Consider the following 19,260-nt stretch of genomic DNA (forward strand, 5'->3'; position numbering starts at 1 on the left):
CGGACCTGTGGCGGGTCGTTCGGTTTCTGCTCCTCCCCCTGCTTGTCCCAAAAGGGACTTCCTTCGGTCGCAGGGGGAGGCCGGGAGGGGGTTAAGGCTTGCGGGGAAGCTCGGGACTTTAGGGCGCAGCTCCCCCTCTGTCGTATCCTTCAGCCTTCTCCCGCCAGTCAGGGCTTCCGATGCGTTTTGCTTTTGTCGCCAGCGACACCGCCGTCGCACAACAGGCGCGCGACGCATTGGTGCAACGGTATGGCGATGTACCGCCAGCCCAGGCCGAGCTGATCGTGGCGTTGGGCGGCGATGGTTTCATGCTGCGCACCCTGCATGCCTATCGCGACCTGGACGTGCCGGTGTACGGCATGAAACTGGGTCAGGTCGGTTTCCTGATGAACATGCACCAGCTCGACCACCTGCCCGAACGCATCGAGCGGGCGCACGTGGCGTCGCTGTTTCCGCTGGAAATGCGGGTGACCGACGTGGCCGGCCGCGCGCATGTCGCCAAGGCGTTCAACGAGGTGTCGCTCCTGCGCCAGAGCAACCAGGCCGCCCATCTGGAAGTGCAGTTGAACGGCACGGTGAAGCTGACCTCACTGGTGTGCGACGGCATCATGGTCTCGACCCCCGCTGGCTCCACCGCCTACAACCTGTCCGCGCACGGCCCGATCCTGCCGCTGGATGCCAACGTGCTGGCGCTGACCCCGATCAGCCCGTTCCGCCCCCGCCGCTGGCGCGGCGCCATTCTTCCGCATCGCACGGAAGTGGCGTTTCGCGTCATCGATCCGGGCAAGCGACCGGTCAGCGCCACCGCGGATTTCCATGAAGTGCGCGATGTGCTGACGGTAACGATCCGGCAATCGGGCGATCAAGGTGTACGGCTGCTGTTCGACCCTGAGCACAATCTTGAGCAGCGGATACTGGATGAGCAGTTTGCGGCGGAGTGAAGAGCTGCCCCCACCCACCCATACCCCCACCTTTGCTAGATTCAAAACCATCCCTCCCATCAGGCACAGGACGCATGACCACTCCTCCCGTCGACGCGCACGATCCGGTAGCTGCCGGCGACAACCGACTGGTCGTGGCCATTTCCTCGCGCGCGTTGTTCGACCTCGGTGACAGCCACTCGCTGTTCGAGCGCGACGGGCTGGATGCATACCGCAACTTCCAGATCGAGCACGAGAACGAGATCCTGCAGCCTGGCGTGGCGTTTCCGCTGGTGCAGAAACTGTTGGGGCTCAACAAGCTGGCCGGTGACGTGCCGCCGGTCGAGGTGATCCTGCTGTCACGCAATTCGGGCGACACCGGCCTGCGCATCTTCAACGCGATCCAGCACTACAAGCTGGAGATCAGCCGCGCCGCCTTCACCAGCGGCGCGCCGACGTCCGATTACATCGCGCCGTTCAAGGCGGATCTGTTTCTTTCCGCCAATGCGGAGGACGTCGGCCGCGCGCTCGCCGCCGGTGTCGCCGCCGCCACCATCCTGCCTAGCACCGCGCCGCCGCGCGCCAGCGAGCAGTTGCGCATCGCATTCGATGGCGATGCCGTGCTGTTTGGTGACGAGGGTGAACGGGTGTCGCGCGAGGAAGGGTTGGAAGCGTTCCATCGCAGCGAGGCCGAGCACGCCGCCGAACCGCTTTCGGTGGGCCCGTTCCGCGGTTTTCTTACCGCGCTGCACCGCCTGCAGGCAGCGTTTCCCGCCGAAGACTCGCCGATCCGCACGGCCTTGGTCACGGCCCGTTCCGCGCCCGCGCACAAGCGCGTCATCCTCACCTTGCGCCGCTGGGGCGTGCGCATCGACGAGGCGCTGTTCCTGGGGGGCCGCGACAAGGGCCCTTTCCTGGATGCCTTCGGTGCCGACATCTTTTTCGACGACTCACCGGCCAACGTGGAATCCGCACGCAAGCACGTGGCAACGGGGCATGTCCCGCATGGCGTCAGCAACCGCTGAGCCGCTGCGGTATCGCGCCATCGATCGTCACACCACGCGAGTGCGCTTCCACCAGCGCGTGACCTTGTCCTCGCGTACGAAGGTGAACAGGCCGGCGCCGAGGATGATGGCAATGCCGACTGCCATGGGCCAATCCAGCTGGTCGTCGAACAGCACATAGCCCAGCAGCACGGCCCACAGCATCTGGCTGTACTGGGTGGGTGCCACATGATTCGCCGGCGCCCTGCGCGTGGCCAGCATCAGCAGCACCGCGCCGAGTGCGGCGAGCAAACCGTAGCCGAGCAGCAACAGCCATTGACTCAAATGCGGCCAGCGGAAGTTGGTCAGCATCAGCATACCGGCGAGCGTCGTCGAGCCGATCACGCCGGCGCCGTACAGCGTGATGCGTTTTTCGTGTGGCCCGGACAGGCGCAGGGCAATCATCGAGATGGCACCGGCAAGGCCGCAGACAAGCGCGGCAAGGTGGCCGGCGCCGAGTTCACGGAAGCCCGGCCGCAACACCACCAGCACGCCGAGGAAACCCGCCACCACCGCCGACCAGCGGCGCCAGCCGACATGCTCCTTCAATACCAGCACCGACAGGATGGTGACGAAGATCGGCATCAGGAAGATCAGCGCGAAAGCCTCGGCCATCGGCAGCGCGGTGAACGCGATCACGGCGGCGGTCGTACCGATGGCGCTGGCGACGGCGCGCACGACCCACAAACCCTGGCGTTGCGCGAGCAGCACCTCGCGCCAGCGGTCGCCCTCTCCCTTGATGAAGGGCAGTGCGCTCAGGCCCAGCAAGGCGCCGAAAAACACCGCCTCATAAGCAGGCAGCGAGCCGTGCAACAGCTTCACGAACGCGTCGCTGAGCGCGAAGGCGGCAAAGGCCAGGAAACCGAGCAGGATGCCTTTGAACATGGGTATCCGAAGAGGGCGGGGGAAACTTCGATCGCAGCATGCGTGCAGCGCGATGAGGCGGGCGCGACGATTGTCCCACGGCCCTGCCGCTGCGCCTATCGCCGATGCTGCAGCTTGCCATGACCGCTCCGGACGGCCGGACTAGAATGCGAAGCTTGCCTTGACCTACGGACTCCATTGCATGGCTACCCGTCTCGACCCGCTCGATCTCTATGATGTCCGCTCGCTGCTCACCGACGAGGAGCGCATGGTGCAGGACTCCGTCGGCCGTTTCGTCGATGAGCGCGTGTTGCCGATCATCGGCGACTGCTTCGACCAGGGCCGCTTCCCGAAGGAGCTGATTCCGGAGATCGCCGGACTGGGCCTGCTCGGCGCCACGATTCCCGAGGCATACGGTGGCGCGGGCATGAACGGCGTCAGCTACGGACTGATCTGCCAGGAGCTGGAGCGCGGCGATTCCGGCCTGCGCAGCTTCGCCTCAGTGCAGAGCTCGCTATGCATGTACCCGATCTTCGCCTATGGCAGCGAGGAGCAGAAAAAACATTACCTGCCGCCGATGGCCGCGGGTGAAGTGATCGGCTGCTTCGGCCTGACCGAACCGCACGGCGGCTCCGATCCGGCCAACATGAAGACCCATGCGAAGAAGGATGGCGACGACTGGGTCATCAACGGCGCCAAGATGTGGATCACCAACGGCAACCTGGCGCACATCGCGATCGTGTGGGCGCAGACGGACGACGGCATCCAGGGCTTCGTGGTGCCGACCGACACGGCCGGCTTCAAGGCGCAGGAAATCCACAAGAAGATGAGCCTGCGCGCTTCGGTCACCAGCGCGCTGTTCTTCGACAACGTGCGCGTGCCGGACAGCGCGCGCCTGCCGAACGTGAAGGGCTTGAAGGGTCCGCTGGGCTGCCTCACCCAGGCGCGCTACGGCATCACCTGGGGCCCGATCGGCGCGGCGCAGGCCTGCCTCAAGGAAGTGCTCGACTACACCGCCGAGCGCATCCTGTTCGGCAAGCCGCTGGCCTCCAACCAGGCGGTGCAGCTGAAACTGGCCGACATGGCCCGGCGCATCACCACCGCGCAGTTGCTGTCGCTGCAGCTCGGCCGGCTGAAGGATGCCGGCAAGATGCAGCCGACCCAGGTCTCGTTGGCGAAGTGGAACAACTGCCGCATGGCGATCGACATTGCGCGCCAGTGCCGCGACATTCTCGGCGGCGCTGGCATCACCACCGAACACGGCGCGATCCGCCACGCGCTGAACCTGGAATCGGTGATCACCTATGAGGGCACCGAAACCGTGCACGAACTGGTGGTGGGCCGCGAGCTGACCGGCATCAACGCGTTCTGATTTCGTGGCGCTTCTTCCGTTGACGGGAGAAGGCCGGGCAAGGGTGGCGAAGGCATGACACATTTGGGTCCGACTCTGGAAACCGACCGCTTGATCCTGCGCCCGCCGCGTGCCGGGGATTTCGACGGCTTCGCGGAATTGCAGGGCAATGCCGATGCGAGCCGGTTCATCGGCGGGCCGGTGACGCGGGCGGAGGCATGGCGGCGCTTCCTGTGGCAACCGGGCGCCTGGTTCGTGCAAGGTTTCGGCATGTTCGGTGTGATCGAGAAAAAGAGCGGCCTGTGGATGGGCCAGATAGGCCCGTGGAAACCGGAGTGCTGGCCGGGCAACGAGATCGGTTACGCCTTTCATCCGCGCGCCTGGGGCAAGGGCTATGCCACCGAAGCCGGGACCGCCGCCATCGACTGGGCATTCGACACGCTTGGCTGGGACGACATCATCCATTGCATCGACCCTGGCAATGTCGCCTCGCAAAACGTGGCCAGGCGCCTGGGTTCGACGATGAAAGGCCAGGGCAAGCTGCCTCCTCCACACCAGGATGCGGTGATCGATATCTGGGGCCAGAGTCGCGAACAATGGCGTCGGCGCCGCGCATGAGCCATCTCACGCCCGCGCTCTACGCCACTCTCGCCGAGATCGTGCCCGACCTGCACGTGCACTGCGTCGATCCGTGGTGCCTGATCGGCAGCACCGCGGCTTTGTTGCTCGGCGCGCAGGCAAGCGCGGCGGATGTGGATGTGCTGACCTCGCGTGCCGATGCCGAGACGTTGATGGCGGTTTGGGCATCGCAGCGCGAAACCGCGTTCACGCCGCCGGATGCCGGCCGCTTCCGTTCGCATTTCGCCCGTTTCCGTTTTCCCGGCGCGGCGGTGGAGATCATGGGCGCGCTTGAAGTTCATGCCGATGAGCGCTGGCAGGCGGTATCGCCCGGCCGCCTGGTGCTGGTGGGCGTGAACGGCCTGGCGGTACCGGTGCCTTCCCTCGACGACCAGATTCGCCTCTTCAAAAGTTTCGGACGGGAAAAGGATATGCGGCACGCCGAAGCGTTGCGGGCACTCACGCCTGCTGCTTTCACCATTCCGGTCCTGTCTTCCCGTTGACCACCGCCCGATCAGAACGACCACACCATGACAGCCATTCCCTTCGCCCTCGGCGCTCGCCACAAGGGCTTCAATCGCGCCGAAGTCGTCGACCAGAATTTTCTGGAGTTCGTGCAGCTGTGGCAGCGCGAAACCCGTGCCGCGCCACGCGACGACGAGGCCGTGTTGCCGGGCAGTGCGCTGGATGCGCGCGGCTTCCGCGAGTTGCTGGAATCGCAACTGATCTCGCGCCACCTCGACCTGATGGCGCGCGTGCTGCGCGTGCAGAACAAGGTGTTCTACACGATCGGTTCGTCCGGCCACGAAGGCAACGCGATGGTGGCGCGGTTGGCCCGCCACACCGATCCGGCGTTCCTGCATTACCGTTCCGGCGCCTTCATGGCCGAACGTTTCCGCAAGATCCCGGGCATGGACCCGGTGATGGACTCAGCGCTGTCCTTCGCCGCCAGCAAGGACGATCCGGCCTCCGGTGGCCGTCACAAGGTGTGGGGTTCCAAGCCGCTGTGGGTGTTGCCGCAGACCTCCACGATCGCCTCGCACCTGCCCAAGGCGCTGGGCACTGCGGTGGCGATCGAGCAGGCACGGCGCATCGGCCATCAGCTGCCGATTCCCGACGACAGCATCACCATCTGCTCGTTCGGCGATGCCTCCAGCAACCATGCCAGTGCGCAGACCGCGTTCAATACAGCGGCCTGGACGGCGTACCAGAAACTGCCCGCACCGGTGCTGTTCGTGTGCGAGGACAACGGCATCGGCATCTCGGTGAAGACACCGAGTGGCTGGGTAGCCAGCAATTACCAGCATCGCGCCAATCTCGACTATTTCTTCGCCGACGGTCTGGATCTTGCCGAAGGCTATGCCCAAGTGCAGCGCGCGGTGGAGCATTGCCGAACGACGCGCCGGCCGACCTTCCTGCACCTGAAGACCACCCGCGTGATGGGCCACGCCGGCACCGATTTCGAGATCGAATGGCGCAGCATCGAGGAGCTGTTCGCGGTCGAATGCTCCGACCCGTTGCTGCGTTCGGCCGGTATCGCGCTGGAGTCGGGTCTGTACTCGAAGGACGAGCTGCTGAATCTTTACGAGGCCACGCGCAAGCGCTGCTTCGCCGCCGCCGAGGATGCGGATTCGCGTCATCGCCTGACCTCGCTGGACGACGTGATGGCCCCGCTGGCGCCATACACGCCGGCCGCGGTGAAGGCCGAAGCCGAGCGCGCCGACTACGCCGACAGGCGGCTCGCCGTGTTCGGCGGCGAGGGGAAGCTGCCCGAGAAACTGCCGCCGCGGCATCTGGCCATCCAGATCGGCCAGGCCCTGCACGACCTGCTGGCGAAGTATCCCGAGGCGCTGCTGTTCGGCGAGGACGTGGCGCAGAAGGGCGGCGTCTACACCGTCACCAAGGGGCTGAACAAGACCTTCAAGGGTAGCCGCGTGTTCAACACGCTGCTCGATGAAACGATGATCCTGGGCCTGGCCCAGGGTTACGCCAACATGGGCATGCTGCCTATGCCCGAGATCCAGTACCTGGCGTACTTCCACAACGCCTGCGACCAGATCCGCGGCGAGGCGGCCTCGCTGCAGTTCTTCTCCAACGGCCAGTACCGCAATCCGATGGTGATGCGCGTGGCCTCGCTGGGTTACCAGAAGGGTTTCGGCGGCCACTTCCACAACGACAACTCGATCACCGCGCTGCGCGACATCCCCGGCCTGGTGGTCGGTTGCCCCAGCCGCGGCGACGACGCGGCGATGATGCTGCGCACGCTGATGGCGCTGGCCAAGGTCGACGGCCGCGTGTGCGCCTTCCTCGAACCGATCGCGCTGTACATGACCAAGGACCTTTACGAAGCGGGCGACGGCCAGTGGCAGTTCGACTATCCCGCGCCCGACCAGGCGATGACGCTGGGCGAGGGCCGCGTCTACAACGAAAGGGCGAACGACCTGGTGGTGTTCACCTTCGGCAACGGCGTGCCGATGGCGTTGCGCGCCGCGCGCACGATCGAAGCGGAGCTGAAGTGGCAGGTACGCGTGGTCGACCTGCGCTGGCTGGCGCCGCTCAACGATGCTTTCATCGCGGCACAGGCGAGGAGCGCCAGGCGCATCCTGGTGCTGGATGAAGGCCGCAAGAGCGCGGGCGTGGGCGAGGGCGTGATCACCGCGATCGTCGAAGGCGGCTGCGGTGCCACGCCGTTGCGCCGGGTCGTGGGCGCCGACACCTTCACGCCGCTGGCGAGTGCCGCCTTGCTGGTTTTGCCGGGTGTAGACGATGTGGTGGCGGCTGCCCGCAAGCTGGGGTGACTGAACCGGAGGCTTCAAGCAGGCGCCAGTGTGGGCGTCGGCGGCGAAAGCCTGTTACCGGCCGTTTCCATCGATGATATGCAACCGCGGTCGTGCCGAGTGTGGCGTGGCGACACGATGCAGAAAGGTGCGGTTGCGCCCGCCGAGCTTGGCTTTGTACATGGCCTGGTCGGCGCGATCCACCAGTGACGCAACGGTGTCGCCCTCGATACGCATGGCGATGCCGATGCTGATCGTGAGCCGCTGCTCTCCCTCGTCCACCGGAATCTCCAGCCGGTGCACGCGGCGGCACAGCCGTGTGGCCACCTGCATCGCTTGCGCCACCGTGGCACCGGTCAGCAAAACCACGAATTCCTCGCCGCCATAGCGGCCGAACAAGTCGGCGGGCCGCAGCTCCGTTTCAAGCGCTGCCGCCACCGACGTCAGTGCGTGATCGCCCGCGCTGTGGCCGTGGTGGTCGTTGAGCTGCTTGAAGTGATCCAGGTCCAGGAACAGGGCGGCCAGTGATTGCGGGGGATCGCTGGCCAGCGCTTTCTCGGCGCGCTCGATCCATGCGCGGCGGTTGAAGGCATTGGTCAGCATGTCGCGTTCGGCCAGTACGCGCACGGTGTCGCGGTCGCGGCGCAGCACCAGCGCACGGTCGGCCAGACCCAGCGACAACACGATGGCCTCGAACGCACCTACGCCAAGCGCCGCCTGGTTGATCCAGCCCAGGCTGGGCAGCGCGCCGTTCATCTGTGCGCTGCTGATTGCCGTAAGCGCCAGCAGCGGTACCCAACCGACCAGGAAAAACCACGCATGCCTCGAACCGCGTGCGGCGGCGATGATGGCGGCGATGGACAGCAAGGTGGCCCCCAGCAACAGCAGCGGATTGAGCAGCAATGACATCCTCTGCTGGAGCAGGTCGATGCGGCTACCTTGCATGATGACCAGTGCCGCCATGCAGACGGCCAGCCCGCCGATGAGAACACGCAGCAGCGGTGCGTAGCGCTGCAATTCGCAGAACCGCACCATGAACAGCGACGCGAATGCCACCGAGGCGGCGGTGGCTATGGCTTCGAGCGCGGGCGCTATCCCGTCCAGCCAATGCCACTCCAGCGGATGAAACAGGAAGCCACTCTGCGCGGCCTGTATCAGCGCATAACAGAGGATGTAGCCCGCGTACCAGGTGTAGGTGACGTCGCGCAGCATCAGCGAAAAACACAGTGCCATCAGCACCATCGCCAGCATCACGGCGAAGCACGCGGTGGCGAAGACCAGCCAGCTGGCGTCCTTCTGCAGGTATTCGCCCCACGGCTGCAGGTCGAACCGCACGGGTGCGGCGACGGCGGTCGTGGGTTCGAACTTCAGCACAATCGGTGCGGAGGGCGGTTGTGTTGTCGGCACGTACCACGCCAGCCGGCCGTGGCCATGGGCCGGTGCCGAAATATCCCTGCGCGACAAGGGGGCGACGACGTCGGTTGCCGCGGGATAGATGGTGATGATGCCGGCCGGGGGCGGGTAAATCGCCAGCACCCTTTCTTCATCGACCCAGGGGGGTTGCGGCGCAAGCACGACCCAGCTGCCAAGGTTGCTGCGCGGGAACTGCTGCAGCATGGCGGGATCGAAGCGGGTCAGCGTGCCGTTGTGAAAATCCTGCAGCACCTGTTGCGGCGTATCGCCCGCATGCACCGTGCGCCAGGCGCCATCCAGTGGTGTGGCGGCGCGGACAATGCCAATCGACAGCAGGCTCAGCATCAGACAGCCGAGCCACGGGAGGTGGCAAAAAGCGCTGATTGTTTTCGACCTGGCCATCGACCGTTCCTTGAACGTTGACTTCCCCTCACCGGACTATGCGTATTCCCTGCAACAAGTCCGTCATGCCCTGGGCATGAGCACTGGCGTCTCTCCATTGTTGCACGGGGTGGGTCGGCAAGAAAACCTGAAAAATCAGTGTGATCCGTGAGATCGACAAAGCAATCGGCGTGCCACTGGGTCGTTTCGGGCCAAACCGGGCGTCATCACGGTGCCTAACGCCGAGGAACCTATACTGGTCGGCGCATCAAAATGGACCTCAACCTGTCGGAGCCAAACACATGGGTAAGATCAAGGTAGCGGTATTCGTCGGCAGCCTGCGCAAGGCATCCATCAATCGCCGATTGGCGCTGGCCGTGGAGCGGCTGGCGCCCGAAGGGGTGGAGTTCGAGCACATCCGGATCGACAACTTGCCGCTCTACAACCAGGATTTCGACGGCGATTACCCGGCCGAGTGCAAGCGGCTGAAACACCAGGTGGAGGCCGCCAACGCGCTGCTGTTCGTTACCCCCGAATACAACCGCTCGGTGCCCGGCGTGCTGAAGAACGCGCTTGATATCGGGTCCCGGCCCTGGGGCACCAACTCGTTCGCGGGCAAGCCGGGGGCGGTGATCGGCGCCTCGATCGGCGCGGTGGGCAGCGCCATGGCACAGCAGCATCTGCGCAACACGCTGGCCTATCTGGACGTGTCGACGCTGGCGCAGCCGGAGGTTTTCGTGCATTTCAAGGACGATACCTTGATCGATGAGAAGGGCCACATCAGCAACGACGGCACCGAAAAATTCCTGCAGGACTTCGTCGACCGTTACGTGGCATGGGTGCGCCGGCACCTGGCCTGAACGTCGCAACGACCGCTGCCGCCTGGCCATGGCGCCAGGCGGCGAGTGTTTACAACACCGGATAATTCTGTAATGAAGGGAGTCAGGCGGCGTTCGCCTGAGTCCCCATCTCGGCCAGTGCGTCCGACCGCAGTTTCGCCTTGATGTTTTCGGCCAGGCGCAGGCTCAAGGCGACGATCGTGAGTGTCGGAAACGCCCAGCCGCCGGTCGGGAATACGGAACTGCCGGCTATGTGCAGGTTGGCTACGCCATGCACCTTGCCGTGGCGATCGACCACGCCTTTCTTCGGGTCGTCCGCCATCCGCGTCGTGCCCAGGTGATGGGCGGTGGTGTACATCGGCGGTACTTGGCTGCCGTCGCGCAACCAGGCCTCCGGCTCGAATCGACCCCCGCATGCGCGAGCCACGTTCTGGCCGAACATTTCCGCTGCCACGCGGTAGGTGTGGAGGTCGAGCTCGGTAAGCCGCCAATCCACGCAGATCTTCCGCAGGCCCAGGGCATCCCGGTCATCGCCAAGCATCACCCGGCTCTGGGGATTCGGCGCCTGCTCGAAAAAGCCGACGAGATCGACATGATCGCTTTCCACGCTGGGGCGGTCGTTCAACTTGTTCACGAACGCCCGCAGGATATCGACGGCGCCGATGCCGGTGCGCAGCGCCAGCATCGCGGGCGAGGCATCGGATGGCTGCACCATTCTCGGGCGGTGGTTCAAGGCGGTGCAGAGTCGCTCCTCCACCGTCGGCTCGCTCCCGGTGCGACGCCAGCTGGCGCGCAGTTGCCGCAAGGCCTGCAAGCCACGGGGCACTGTCCTTTCCACCGGAAACGCGTGAACGCGTGCGTTCAACAGCTTGCGGGCACGCTGCACCTCATCGGAGAGCGTGATCTCCGGATAGGAGGGAACATCTCCCTTGCCCAGGTCACGGTCGTACGGCCGTATAACCTGATCGCCACCCTCGCCGAAAATCGCGCCTAGCCTGCTGCTGGGGTGGTCCATGAAATAGCGGCCGACGACATCATGGTCGTTGCCGAGTCCGTTGGGTGCCACGGCATTGGAAAGCAGCAGCGCTCGCGCGTTCTCCAGGCCGCCGCAGGCCAATACATAGTGGCGCGCGTGAACCATGCTGCGGCGCCCGGCGACCGAGCCGATAACCGCGCCTTGCACGACGCTGCCATCGGGTGAGGTCCGCAATTCCAGCAGGTTCGCGTGCAGCAGCACCCGGATATTCGGTGCGCGCTCCAGTTCGCCGCGATAGGCGTCGCTGAAGATCATGGGGGTGCTGACGAACGTTCGATTGACCAGCCCGCTGGTTTCGTCGAAGGCGATTGGCGGGCGTGGCAATGATTGCAGAAACGAACCCGATTCGAAGGCCTTCTCGCCGATACCGCAGAACTTCTGCGCTTGGCGGTAATGCGGTTCGAGTTCGGCGTAGGAAATGGGCCAGCCGCTGTGCGGTACCCAATCACGCTCGGTCAGGTCGAGCTCGGCCAGTGGAATGCACCCGCCGCCCCAGAGATTGCAGCTTCCGCCGAACGCCCGCATGCGTGATGTCGACGCATCGAACGGCAACGGCCCAATGGACGAACCTTCATACAGCGCTTGCATTTCATGCTCACCAGCAAGGCCGCCACCTTCGATGAGACAGACATTCACCGACGTCCCTACGAACGATTGTGCAATGGCGATGCCTGCGGGTCCTGCGCCGATGACGCAAAGATCCGCTTCGATATCTGTGGTAGACAAACCATCCTGGTAGTCGACTATCACTCGCGAATCTCCCTGACGCACGGTTATATGCCGCCGCCCCTGCTGCCCCCAGCGGCGGAAGTATATGCAAGTTTTCCGGCGGTGTTGAATACATCGTCAGTCCGATGGCTCGAACATTCCGTCGTCGTTCGCCCCGATCCGCAAGTGGTGGCACCGGTACGGTGAATTTATTCGCGCGTGTATGCGCTTTCCCGCGCATTGCCGTTGGCTGGTTTTTGCCGATACCACCGCGTGTCGGTTCGCAACGTCGCGCCCTTGATCAACACCTGATCTTCTACCCGCACAGCTGTGGCCTCGGCTGTCGGCACGGCGCGGGGAACCGATCCTCACCGGGGGTTCGACGGAAGACGCTGGTGCACTGCGCTGGCGGCCAGCGCGGCATGGCCCACCGCCACGCTGATCTGGTTGAGCCCGCTGACCACATCGCCAATCGCATACAAACCCTCCACGCTGGTGTGCATCCGTTCGTCCACATGCAGCGCCCCAACGGCATCGAGCCGCGCGCCGAGTGCGCGAACCAGCGCGCATTGCGCTTCGGCGCCAAGCACGGGGTAGAGCGTATCCATGCGCAGCGTGGTGCCGTCGCTGAAATCCGCCTGGCAACCGCCGGCGCGCAGCGACAGCCGGGTGGGCGCGGGGTACAACGTGATACCGGCACGGTCCGCGCGCCGCCGCCATGCGTCATCAAGCATGCCGGGTTCATCTATGACCAACGCGGCGACCTTGCGTGAAAACGTGCGCAGGAATTCGGCATGGTCGAGCGCCTCGGCGGCCGGGGCGAGTACGCCGATCGCTTCGTCGCGGGCTTCGTAGCCATCGCAAACCGCGCACAAGCGCACCACGCCGCTGTGGATGGCGTCATCCACGTCCGCCATCTCGGGCAGCCGGTCGACCACGCCGGTGGCCAGGATCACATGACGTGCCCGCCATTCGCACGTTCCATCACCGGCGACAAAGGCAGGGCCCTCTCTGGCCAGGGTCTGTACCTGCGTTTCCACGATCGGTACACCGTATTCCCGTGCGTGGGTGCGATAACGTGCCAGCAATTCGTTGCCAGCTACGCCGAAGGGAAAGCCGGGGCAGTTGTGGCTGGCCGGAATCCAGCGGGCGCGGCTCTGGCCGCCGTCCAGCACCACGATGTCGCGCCGGAACCGCGCCAGGTAGGTCGCCGCCGTGAGTCCCGCGGGACCGGCGCCGATGATCAGACAGTCGTAGGTGTGGGCCATGCGGAGCGTCCGGACGAGGTGGTCACACAGCTTGCCGGCCCGGACCGTGAATGCAACGTGCGCATCGGCACCCGCAAACATCGTGCAAACAGGCCGGTCACGGCCTGTCGACCGCCCTCGTCGTACAAACGAAACGCCTGCACGCCGCAGGCTTGCGGAGAGTTGGCATGGATCACAATCGCGTCGAGGGTACGAAGCACGAGGTCAAGGGTGCCGTGAAGGAAGTGGCCGGCAAGGTCACGGGCGACAAATGGCAGGAAGCAAAGGGCGCCGTGGAGAAAAACGTCGGCAAGGTCCAGAAAAAGGTTGGCAAGGCTAACGACGACGCCAAGCGGGAAGCCGACCGTCGCCATTGACGGCGCTTGATGGCCCGGCCAGGGATTGGCCAGGGTCGGTTGTCACCGGCCGCTTGCCGAGAAACCGATGGCGGGCTGCAGCCATCGCGCCCGCTCGTGGCCTGGTCAAGGCTCGGCCGGCCGCGGGCGGGCGGTCTTGCGCGGCGCGGCGGATTTGCGCCGGGCCGCCATGTCCAGCGTGATCCAGGTCGGTGCGTGATCGCTGGGATGGGGCAGGTCGCGTACCCAGCGATCGACGTTGGCATCTTTCAGCCGCGGCGCCAGATCGGCGCTCAGCAGCAGATGGTCGATGCGAAGGCCCGAATTGCGCGGCCAGTGCTGGCGGAAATAATCCCAGAACGTGTAGATGCGATCATCCGGGTGACGGGCACGCAAGGCGTCGGTCCAGCCTTGCGCCAGTAGTCGCTGGTAGCACGCGCGGCTTTCAGGTTGCAGCAGGGCATCCTTCAGCCATGAGCGCGGGTTGTAGATGTCCTCGTCGGTGGGGACCACGTTGAAATCACCCGCCAGCACCACCGGGTGACCGCTCTTGTAGAGGCGCGCGGCGTGCTTGATCAGCCGCTCGAACCACGCCAGTTTGTAGTCGAATTTCGGCCCCGGTTGCGGGTTGCCGTTGGGCAGGTAGAGGCAACCGACCATGACGCCATGCGCCGCCGCCTCCAGGTAGCGGCTCTGTTTGTCGGCCGGATCGCCGGGCAGGCCGCGCCGGCTTTCCACCGGGTCGCCACCGCGGGCGAGAATCGCCACGCCGTTCCAGGAGGTTTGTCCCTGCCACAGCGCACCGTAGCCGGCGGCGCGGATCTCGGCGATCGGAAACGCATCATCGGGCGCCTTCAGTTCCTGCAGGCAGACGATGTCGGGCGTCTCGCGCTCCAGCCATGCCAGCAGGATCGGCAGTCGCGAGCGGATGCCATTGATATTGAAAGTGGCGAGCTTGAGCGGGGACACGCGACGGCTCCATCGGGATGGACTGCCGGATGCTAGCGGGCGCGATGGTGCACGCGCAGTGAGCATGCAGGCGCTGGCTTTCACTTTATCGGTACCGCCGGTGTAGTTCGCTGGCCCTACGCCGTACTTCGGCCAGCCGGGAAAGCATGCATGACCGATCCCTCCCCATCCGTCGCCAACAGCGCCCTCGACCCGGCGAAGGCCCAAGATGAACAAGTACAGCGCGCCATGCGGCAGCGCTCGCGCGACTGCGGCGATGAAAAGCCGCCAGCGGTACCGCGCCGGCACAAGTTCTGGCTGGGGACCTATGCGTTGGCGTTGATTGTGCTGGCGGTGGTGTTTTACCTGTTGCGGCTGCATTACTTCGATTTCGCCGCGCGCTACGTTCCGCTGCTGCGGCGAGCCAGCGTGGGCGCGATGGCAATCGTGTTGACTCTGGCGGCAGCCAGGCTGGCGCGCGTTTACGCCATCGAGCGGGCGGAGACGGCGGTCACCCGCTACAACCTGCGCCGCATCCTGCGCCTGGTGGTGTACGTGGTGCTGGCGTCCATCGTGGTTTCGGTGTTGTTCGCCAACTGGTACGCAGCCGCCGCTTCGCTGGGACTTATCTCGCTGGTGCTGGGTTTTGCGTTGCAGACGCCGATCACCAGCTTCATCGGCTGGATCTACATCCTTGCGCGCGAGCCCTATCGCGTGGGCGACCGCATAAGCATCGGCGAGGCCACCGGCGATGTCATCGACGTGACCTACCTGGATACGACGCTGTGGGAGGTTGGCGGGCCCTATGTCTCCACCGATCATCCCAGCGGGCGCCTGGTGAAGTTTCCCAATGCCAACGTGCTGACCAGCGCCATCTACAACTATTCATGGCCGGTTTTTCCGTATATCTGGAACGAGATTTCCTTCCAGGTGGGCTACGACAGCGACTTTGAGTTCGTGGGCCGGGTGATGCGCGAGGCGGCGGAGGCGGAACTGGGCGAGGCGATGATCGAACGCGTGCAGGTTTTCCGCGACATCCTGGCGTCCACCCCGGTGGACCAGGTGCAGGTGCACGAGCGGCCGTCGGTGCTGTTTCGGGTCAACGCCAATACCTGGATCGACGCGATCGTGCGCTACGTGGTGGATCCCAAACAGGCCGGCAGCGTCAAATCCCGCCTGATCGCCGCAATGCTGCAGCGGCTCAACGCCGAGCCGGAGCGGGTGCGCTTTCCCAAAGGCGACAGCCGTTAGGAACCATCGCCAGTCTTGCCCGCTTCGCGCACCCTAAAGGCCAGGCTGATGCGCGGCCCGATGGGAGCGCGCTGTTTGAGAATGGCGTGGTCGTAGTGGAGCTGGGTTTCCCAACTCATCAACAGCGCACTGCCGGCGTCCAGATCCACCCGCAATACATGGCGCGGCGGCTGCTTGCCGCGGATCGTCATGGTGCGGGTGGCGCCGAGCGACAGCAACACGATCGGCTGGCCTCTGATGATATCCGCGAGCTTGTCGTTGTGTGGCGCCACGCTGTCGTGCTGGTCGCGGTAGAGATTCAGGCCAATACTGTCGAACGGTGCGCCGAAGGCGGCGCGAACACGGCCAAGGGCCTGTTGCAACACGTCGGGAAGCGCCGGGTCGTCGGTGCGGAAATGCGCACGCAATCGCGGTACGTCCACTTCACGTTCGTACATCACCCGACGGCCGCTCTTCCACACGATGCCGTCGTGCAACGCCCGAAACCACCGGGCTGCGGTTTGCGCATCGATGAGGTCCGGCGTCAGCGTGATCTTGCCGCTGACATCGTCGAGCAGTATCCGCGTGCCGCCCGCATCGAAAAGACCGGCCTGCTTCATGATCAGGCCCGTGGAGCGCGTTCGCCGGCGAAGCGGATGGGGGAGGCGGGCATGAAGGCAGCGCGGTGTGCAGGGGGTGCCATGGTGCGGAAATACATGGACACGCGAGGTGAAAGCACGGTGGCTAACGAAAGATCAACGCATGCGCAGGCCACTTCGGACATGCTGGTGTCGTCGGCGTGACGCGGGGCCGTGAACGATCCGGACCGCTTTCAGTCGAACCGCTTGTGCAATGGCAACGACGGAGTACGCGTGAAAAAGAAAACATCGGTGGCAAGTTGGGTGCTGGCTGTGGTCGTGGTGCTGGTGGTTGCGGTGGTGGCTCTTTATGTGTCGCACAAGATGAAGCAGCAACCGCCCGCGGCCGGTGAAACGGCGCCATCGGCCACAACGCAGGTCGCACCAGCGACGGCGACGTCACCCCGCCATCCGATCACGCAGGCGGCGGTGCCAGCTACTGCGTCCACTGCCTCACTGCCGCCGCTCGGTGAAAGCGACGACGACGTGATCGCCGCGCTCATGGCGCTGACAGGTGGAGACCAGGGGCGTGATTTGCTGGTATCGACACGGGTGGTGGCGCGCATCGTCGCCACCATCGATGCCTTGCCGCGGCGTGCAATGGGTACGTTGATGCTGCCCGCGCACCCGCCCAAGGGTGCGTTTGCGACGGTCGAAACCGATGGCCATATCACCGTGGCCGCGCAGAACAGTGACCGCTATACGCCTTATATCGAGGTGATGCAGCATGTCGATCCGGCGCAGTTGGTCGCCTGGTATGCGCGTGCATACCCCATGTTCCAGCAGGCTTATCAGGAGCTTGGCTACCCCCATGGTTATTTCAACGACCGGTTGATTGTGGTGATCGACGACCTGCTGGCGGCGCCGGAGCTGGCACAGCCGGCACTCCTGTTGCGATCGAAGAGCCATTACGTGTTCGCGGATCCCGCGCTGGAATCCCTTTCGGCGGGCCAGAGGCTTCTGTTGCGTACGGGGCCGGCCAACGAGGCGTTGATCAAGGCAAAGCTGCGTGCCATCCGCGCGATCCTTGTCGGCACCGATTTGCCGGCCGCCGGACGTCCCGCGCCTGGTGCTTCTTCCGGCCCAGGCTAAAGATCACGGCGCATCCGCCGATCAGGTATGTACAGGTACACGGTGCTGGTTGCGGTTGCAGTTGCAAGGCCTGCCGCAATGGAGGGTCGGTTGGTTGAGGCCATCGACCCGGGAGCACACCGCTTCGACCGCTCGGTACCTGAAAGCGGGGCGAATGTGCAAAAGCGTCTGATCGATCCATCGGATCTCAAGATTGGCGAACCGTTGCCATGCGATGCCTATGATGTGAAGGGCACGCTTCTCCTGCGCCGCGGTCACGTGATAACCAGCGCAAGCCAGATCGAGAAACTGGAACGTCATGCGTTGTGGGCAGGGGCGACGCCCACCCACGAGCCCGCGGCGCCGGAACCCGACCGGAACCCGTCGCCGCTGTCGCTCATTCTCGGTGCACGACGCCAGTTGCAGTTGTTGTCCGCCGCGCCGGTCGGAGACGAGGTCTCCACGCCTCTGTTGCAAGTGGCCGCCACGGTGCAGCGTGCCTGCCGGGCCAACGCGGATGTCGCGTTGGCTTCGATCCTGATGCATCGCGAGGGTTCCTACGCCATTCGCCATTCGGTGAACGCGGCCATCGCATGCCAGATCGCCGGCGTGGCCATGTCGTTCTCTGCGGCCGACCTCTCCACCGTGGTGGCGGGGGCCTTGACCATGAACTTCGGCATGCTCGATCTGCAGCAACGCCTGCAGGAAGTGGGCGAGTTGAACGACGAACAGCGTCGTGACGTGACCGGTCATTGCGAACGCGGCGTGGACTGGCTGCGGCAGCGCGGCGTTGGCGACGAACGCTGGCTGGAAATCGTGCGCGACCATCACGAGCGCCCGGATGGCAGCGGCTACCCCGCAAAGAAATCCGGCGACGCCATTCACCCGTTGACCCAGCTGGTATCGCTGGCCGATATCTATTGCGCGCGGGTTTCCAGCCGCGCCTGCCGCAGTGCCATGCTGCCCAACGTGGCCTTGCGGCGGCTCTTTCTCAACGAGGGGGCGGCGGTGAACGAGCATCATGCGGCGCTGTTCATCAAGACCGTGGGTATTTACCCGCCGGGCACCGGCGTGCGTCTGCACAACGGCAGCATTGCGGTGGTCACGCGCCGGGGCGCCACCGACCGCAATCCGCGGGTGTCCTCGATCACCACCCAGGACGGTTTGCGCATCGGTGCGCCGATTCGTCGCCATGGCGACCCCACGGCTCACGCCGTGACCGAGGTGGTGGATCTCGACGAGCTGGGCATGAACGTAAGCATGGAAGCGCTGTGGGGGTCGGACGCCGCGCTCTGAGATTGCCCGCCGGGCTGCCGCACTAGTACGGTGAACCGTCCTTGTGGGTATAGCCAGCGTCACCGGCGGGTGCATGCAGGTCGACATCCGGATAGGTGCACGCGTCGTCCGGATGGCGCGAGCCGATTTCCAGATACACCGCGTTGACCTTGCCGCGATTCAGCAGCTGATGGCCGTCCGCCACGTTTTTCGGAAATGCGGCGCAGTCGTGGGCGTGCAGGGTTTGCTCGCCCGCGTCGGTCACCAGCACCACGTCGCCGGACAGCACGTACACGAATTCGTCCTCGTGGCTGTGCCAGTGCCGCTGGCTGGATGAGGCGCCTGGCGGCAGCGTGGTGAGGTTGACGCCGAAGTCCTGCAAGTTGCCGGCATTGCCCAGGGCCAGCTTGATGCGTTTGCCGGCCTGTTCGGCGAAAGGGGCGGGGTAGTTCGAGCCGGTGCGTTCGGGAACACTGGCAATATCTATTTTCGGCATCATGTACTCCGGTAGGGTTTGAACTTGCCCGATCACTAACATGATCCGC

17 protein-coding genes and 1 pseudogene are annotated in these 19,260 nt (G+C 64.9%); 11 read left to right on the plus strand and 7 right to left on the minus strand.

The genetic code is table 11. The annotated features are described in order from the left end of the window. Nucleotides 1–179 precede the first annotated feature (179 nt). Together ACFPK0_RS08120 and ACFPK0_RS08125 are read left to right on the plus strand one after the other, a co-directional pair. Nucleotides 180–941 carry an NAD kinase gene (locus ACFPK0_RS08120; protein WP_056603960.1) on the plus strand — a complete coding sequence of 254 codons (762 nt, stop codon included), beginning with the start codon at nt 180–182 and terminating at the stop codon, nt 939–941. A 74-nt stretch (nt 942–1,015) separates the two neighbouring features. Then, nucleotides 1,016–1,945, plus strand: coding sequence for a 5'-nucleotidase (locus ACFPK0_RS08125; protein WP_056079349.1), 930 nt, complete (start codon nt 1,016–1,018; stop codon nt 1,943–1,945). Between the two features lie 27 nt (nt 1,946–1,972). Here the strand turns inward: ACFPK0_RS08125 and ACFPK0_RS08130 are convergent, their stop codons facing one another. Then, on the minus strand, nt 1,973–2,848 hold the full coding sequence (locus ACFPK0_RS08130) for a DMT family transporter (protein WP_056079346.1): 876 nt from the start codon (nt 2,846–2,848) through the stop codon (nt 1,973–1,975). Between the two features lie 181 nt (nt 2,849–3,029). Between ACFPK0_RS08130 and ACFPK0_RS08135 the strand changes: the two genes are divergently transcribed. From ACFPK0_RS08135 to ACFPK0_RS08150, 4 genes are read left to right on the plus strand one after another with little or no spacing between them, the layout of a single operon-like run. After that, nucleotides 3,030–4,199: an acyl-CoA dehydrogenase family protein gene (locus ACFPK0_RS08135; RefSeq protein ID WP_377339686.1), complete on the plus strand. Its 1,170-nt coding sequence runs from the start codon at nt 3,030–3,032 to the stop codon at nt 4,197–4,199. A 54-nt stretch (nt 4,200–4,253) separates the two neighbouring features. Continuing rightward, nucleotides 4,254–4,796: a GNAT family N-acetyltransferase gene (locus ACFPK0_RS08140; RefSeq protein ID WP_377339688.1), complete on the plus strand. Its 543-nt coding sequence runs from the start codon at nt 4,254–4,256 to the stop codon at nt 4,794–4,796. After that, nucleotides 4,793–5,299, plus strand: a complete 507-nt coding sequence (locus ACFPK0_RS08145) for a nucleotidyltransferase family protein (RefSeq protein ID WP_377339690.1) — start codon at nt 4,793–4,795, stop codon at nt 5,297–5,299. Before ACFPK0_RS08140 ends, ACFPK0_RS08145 begins: the two co-directional genes overlap by 4 nt. Before the next feature lie 27 nt (nt 5,300–5,326). Continuing rightward, on the plus strand, nt 5,327–7,594 hold the full coding sequence (locus ACFPK0_RS08150) for a thiamine pyrophosphate-dependent enzyme (protein ID WP_377339692.1): 2,268 nt from the start codon (nt 5,327–5,329) through the stop codon (nt 7,592–7,594). 54 nt (nt 7,595–7,648) lie between these two features. Here the strand turns inward: ACFPK0_RS08150 and ACFPK0_RS08155 are convergent, their stop codons facing one another. Then, on the minus strand, nt 7,649–9,331 hold the full coding sequence (locus ACFPK0_RS08155) for a sensor domain-containing diguanylate cyclase (protein WP_377339694.1): 1,683 nt from the start codon (nt 9,329–9,331) through the stop codon (nt 7,649–7,651). Between the two features lie 338 nt (nt 9,332–9,669). Between ACFPK0_RS08155 and ACFPK0_RS08160 the strand changes: the two genes are divergently transcribed. Beyond that, nucleotides 9,670–10,227, plus strand: a complete 558-nt coding sequence (locus tag ACFPK0_RS08160; protein WP_056079337.1) for an NADPH-dependent FMN reductase — start codon at nt 9,670–9,672, stop codon at nt 10,225–10,227. A gap of 82 nt (nt 10,228–10,309) precedes the next feature. Here ACFPK0_RS08160 and ACFPK0_RS08165 read toward each other — a convergent pair whose 3' ends face one another. Next, nucleotides 10,310–11,992, minus strand: a complete 1,683-nt coding sequence (locus tag ACFPK0_RS08165) for a GMC oxidoreductase (protein ID WP_235577516.1) — start codon at nt 11,990–11,992, stop codon at nt 10,310–10,312. 326 nt (nt 11,993–12,318) lie between these two features. Further along, entirely contained in the window at nt 12,319–13,218 is a 900-nt protein-coding gene (locus ACFPK0_RS08170; RefSeq protein WP_056080948.1) for an NAD(P)/FAD-dependent oxidoreductase, read from the minus strand. 167 nt (nt 13,219–13,385) lie between these two features. Between ACFPK0_RS08170 and ACFPK0_RS08175 the strand changes: the two genes are divergently transcribed. Next, nucleotides 13,386–13,574 (plus strand): CsbD family protein, encoded by a 189-nt coding sequence (locus tag ACFPK0_RS08175; protein WP_056079336.1) that lies wholly within the window; start codon nt 13,386–13,388, stop codon nt 13,572–13,574. A 108-nt stretch (nt 13,575–13,682) separates the two neighbouring features. On the opposite strand, the pseudogene xth reads toward ACFPK0_RS08175, so the two are convergent. Next, nucleotides 13,683–14,522 (minus strand): annotated as a pseudogene (gene xth / locus ACFPK0_RS08180) (exodeoxyribonuclease III); the annotation flags it as partial. Between the two features lie 150 nt (nt 14,523–14,672). Here xth and ACFPK0_RS08185 point away from each other — a divergent pair. Then, complete coding sequence (locus ACFPK0_RS08185) at nt 14,673–15,752, plus strand: mechanosensitive ion channel family protein (RefSeq protein ID WP_056079329.1); 1,080 nt, start codon at nt 14,673–14,675, stop codon at nt 15,750–15,752. On the opposite strand, the gene ACFPK0_RS08190 is transcribed toward ACFPK0_RS08185, so the two are convergent. Beyond that, a complete protein-coding gene (locus ACFPK0_RS08190) occupies nt 15,749–16,351 on the minus strand; it encodes an alpha-ketoglutarate-dependent dioxygenase AlkB (protein ID WP_377339701.1) in 603 nt (200 codons plus the stop codon). The two genes, ACFPK0_RS08185 and ACFPK0_RS08190, sit on opposite strands and share 4 nt — an antisense overlap. 192 nt (nt 16,352–16,543) lie before the next feature. Here ACFPK0_RS08190 and ACFPK0_RS08195 point away from each other — a divergent pair, with 192 nt between their 5' ends. Together ACFPK0_RS08195 and ACFPK0_RS08200 are read left to right on the plus strand one after the other, a co-directional pair. After that, on the plus strand, nt 16,544–17,461 hold the full coding sequence (locus ACFPK0_RS08195) for a DUF3014 domain-containing protein (protein ID WP_235578633.1): 918 nt from the start codon (nt 16,544–16,546) through the stop codon (nt 17,459–17,461). A gap of 258 nt (nt 17,462–17,719) precedes the next feature. Then, entirely contained in the window at nt 17,720–18,736 is a 1,017-nt protein-coding gene (locus ACFPK0_RS08200) for an HD-GYP domain-containing protein (protein ID WP_377339704.1), read from the plus strand. A 22-nt stretch (nt 18,737–18,758) separates the two neighbouring features. Here ACFPK0_RS08200 and ACFPK0_RS08205 read toward each other — a convergent pair whose 3' ends face one another. Continuing rightward, nucleotides 18,759–19,211: a cupin domain-containing protein gene (locus ACFPK0_RS08205; protein WP_056605182.1), complete on the minus strand. Its 453-nt coding sequence runs from the start codon at nt 19,209–19,211 to the stop codon at nt 18,759–18,761. Nucleotides 19,212–19,260 lie beyond the last annotated feature (49 nt).

The organism is Rhodanobacter ginsenosidimutans, from assembly GCF_042655685.1.
GTDB classification, from domain to species: domain Bacteria; phylum Pseudomonadota; class Gammaproteobacteria; order Xanthomonadales; family Rhodanobacteraceae; genus Rhodanobacter; species Rhodanobacter ginsenosidimutans.

Coding starts and splice junctions, on each gene's coding strand:
- ACFPK0_RS08135 (WP_377339686.1), top strand. CDS start 3,030: ATGGCTACCCGTCTCGACCCGCTCGATCTCTATGATGTCCGCTCGCTG.
- ACFPK0_RS08150 (WP_377339692.1), top strand. CDS start 5,327: ATGACAGCCATTCCCTTCGCCCTCGGCGCTCGCCACAAGGGCTTCAAT.
- ACFPK0_RS08160 (WP_056079337.1), top strand. CDS start 9,670: ATGGGTAAGATCAAGGTAGCGGTATTCGTCGGCAGCCTGCGCAAGGCA.
- ACFPK0_RS08140 (WP_377339688.1), top strand. CDS start 4,254: ATGACACATTTGGGTCCGACTCTGGAAACCGACCGCTTGATCCTGCGC.
- ACFPK0_RS08155 (WP_377339694.1), bottom strand. CDS start 9,331: ATGCTGAGCCTGCTGTCGATTGGCATTGTCCGCGCCGCCACACCACTG.
- ACFPK0_RS08185 (WP_056079329.1), top strand. CDS start 14,673: ATGACCGATCCCTCCCCATCCGTCGCCAACAGCGCCCTCGACCCGGCG.
- ACFPK0_RS08175 (WP_056079336.1), top strand. CDS start 13,386: ATGGATCACAATCGCGTCGAGGGTACGAAGCACGAGGTCAAGGGTGCC.
- ACFPK0_RS08145 (WP_377339690.1), top strand. CDS start 4,793: ATGAGCCATCTCACGCCCGCGCTCTACGCCACTCTCGCCGAGATCGTG.
- ACFPK0_RS08125 (WP_056079349.1), top strand. CDS start 1,016: ATGACCACTCCTCCCGTCGACGCGCACGATCCGGTAGCTGCCGGCGAC.
- ACFPK0_RS08190 (WP_377339701.1), bottom strand. CDS start 16,351: ATGAAGCAGGCCGGTCTTTTCGATGCGGGCGGCACGCGGATACTGCTC.
- ACFPK0_RS08205 (WP_056605182.1), bottom strand. CDS start 19,211: ATGCCGAAAATAGATATTGCCAGTGTTCCCGAACGCACCGGCTCGAAC.
- ACFPK0_RS08170 (WP_056080948.1), bottom strand. CDS start 13,218: ATGGCCCACACCTACGACTGTCTGATCATCGGCGCCGGTCCCGCGGGA.
- ACFPK0_RS08130 (WP_056079346.1), bottom strand. CDS start 2,848: ATGTTCAAAGGCATCCTGCTCGGTTTCCTGGCCTTTGCCGCCTTCGCG.
- ACFPK0_RS08120 (WP_056603960.1), top strand. CDS start 180: ATGCGTTTTGCTTTTGTCGCCAGCGACACCGCCGTCGCACAACAGGCG.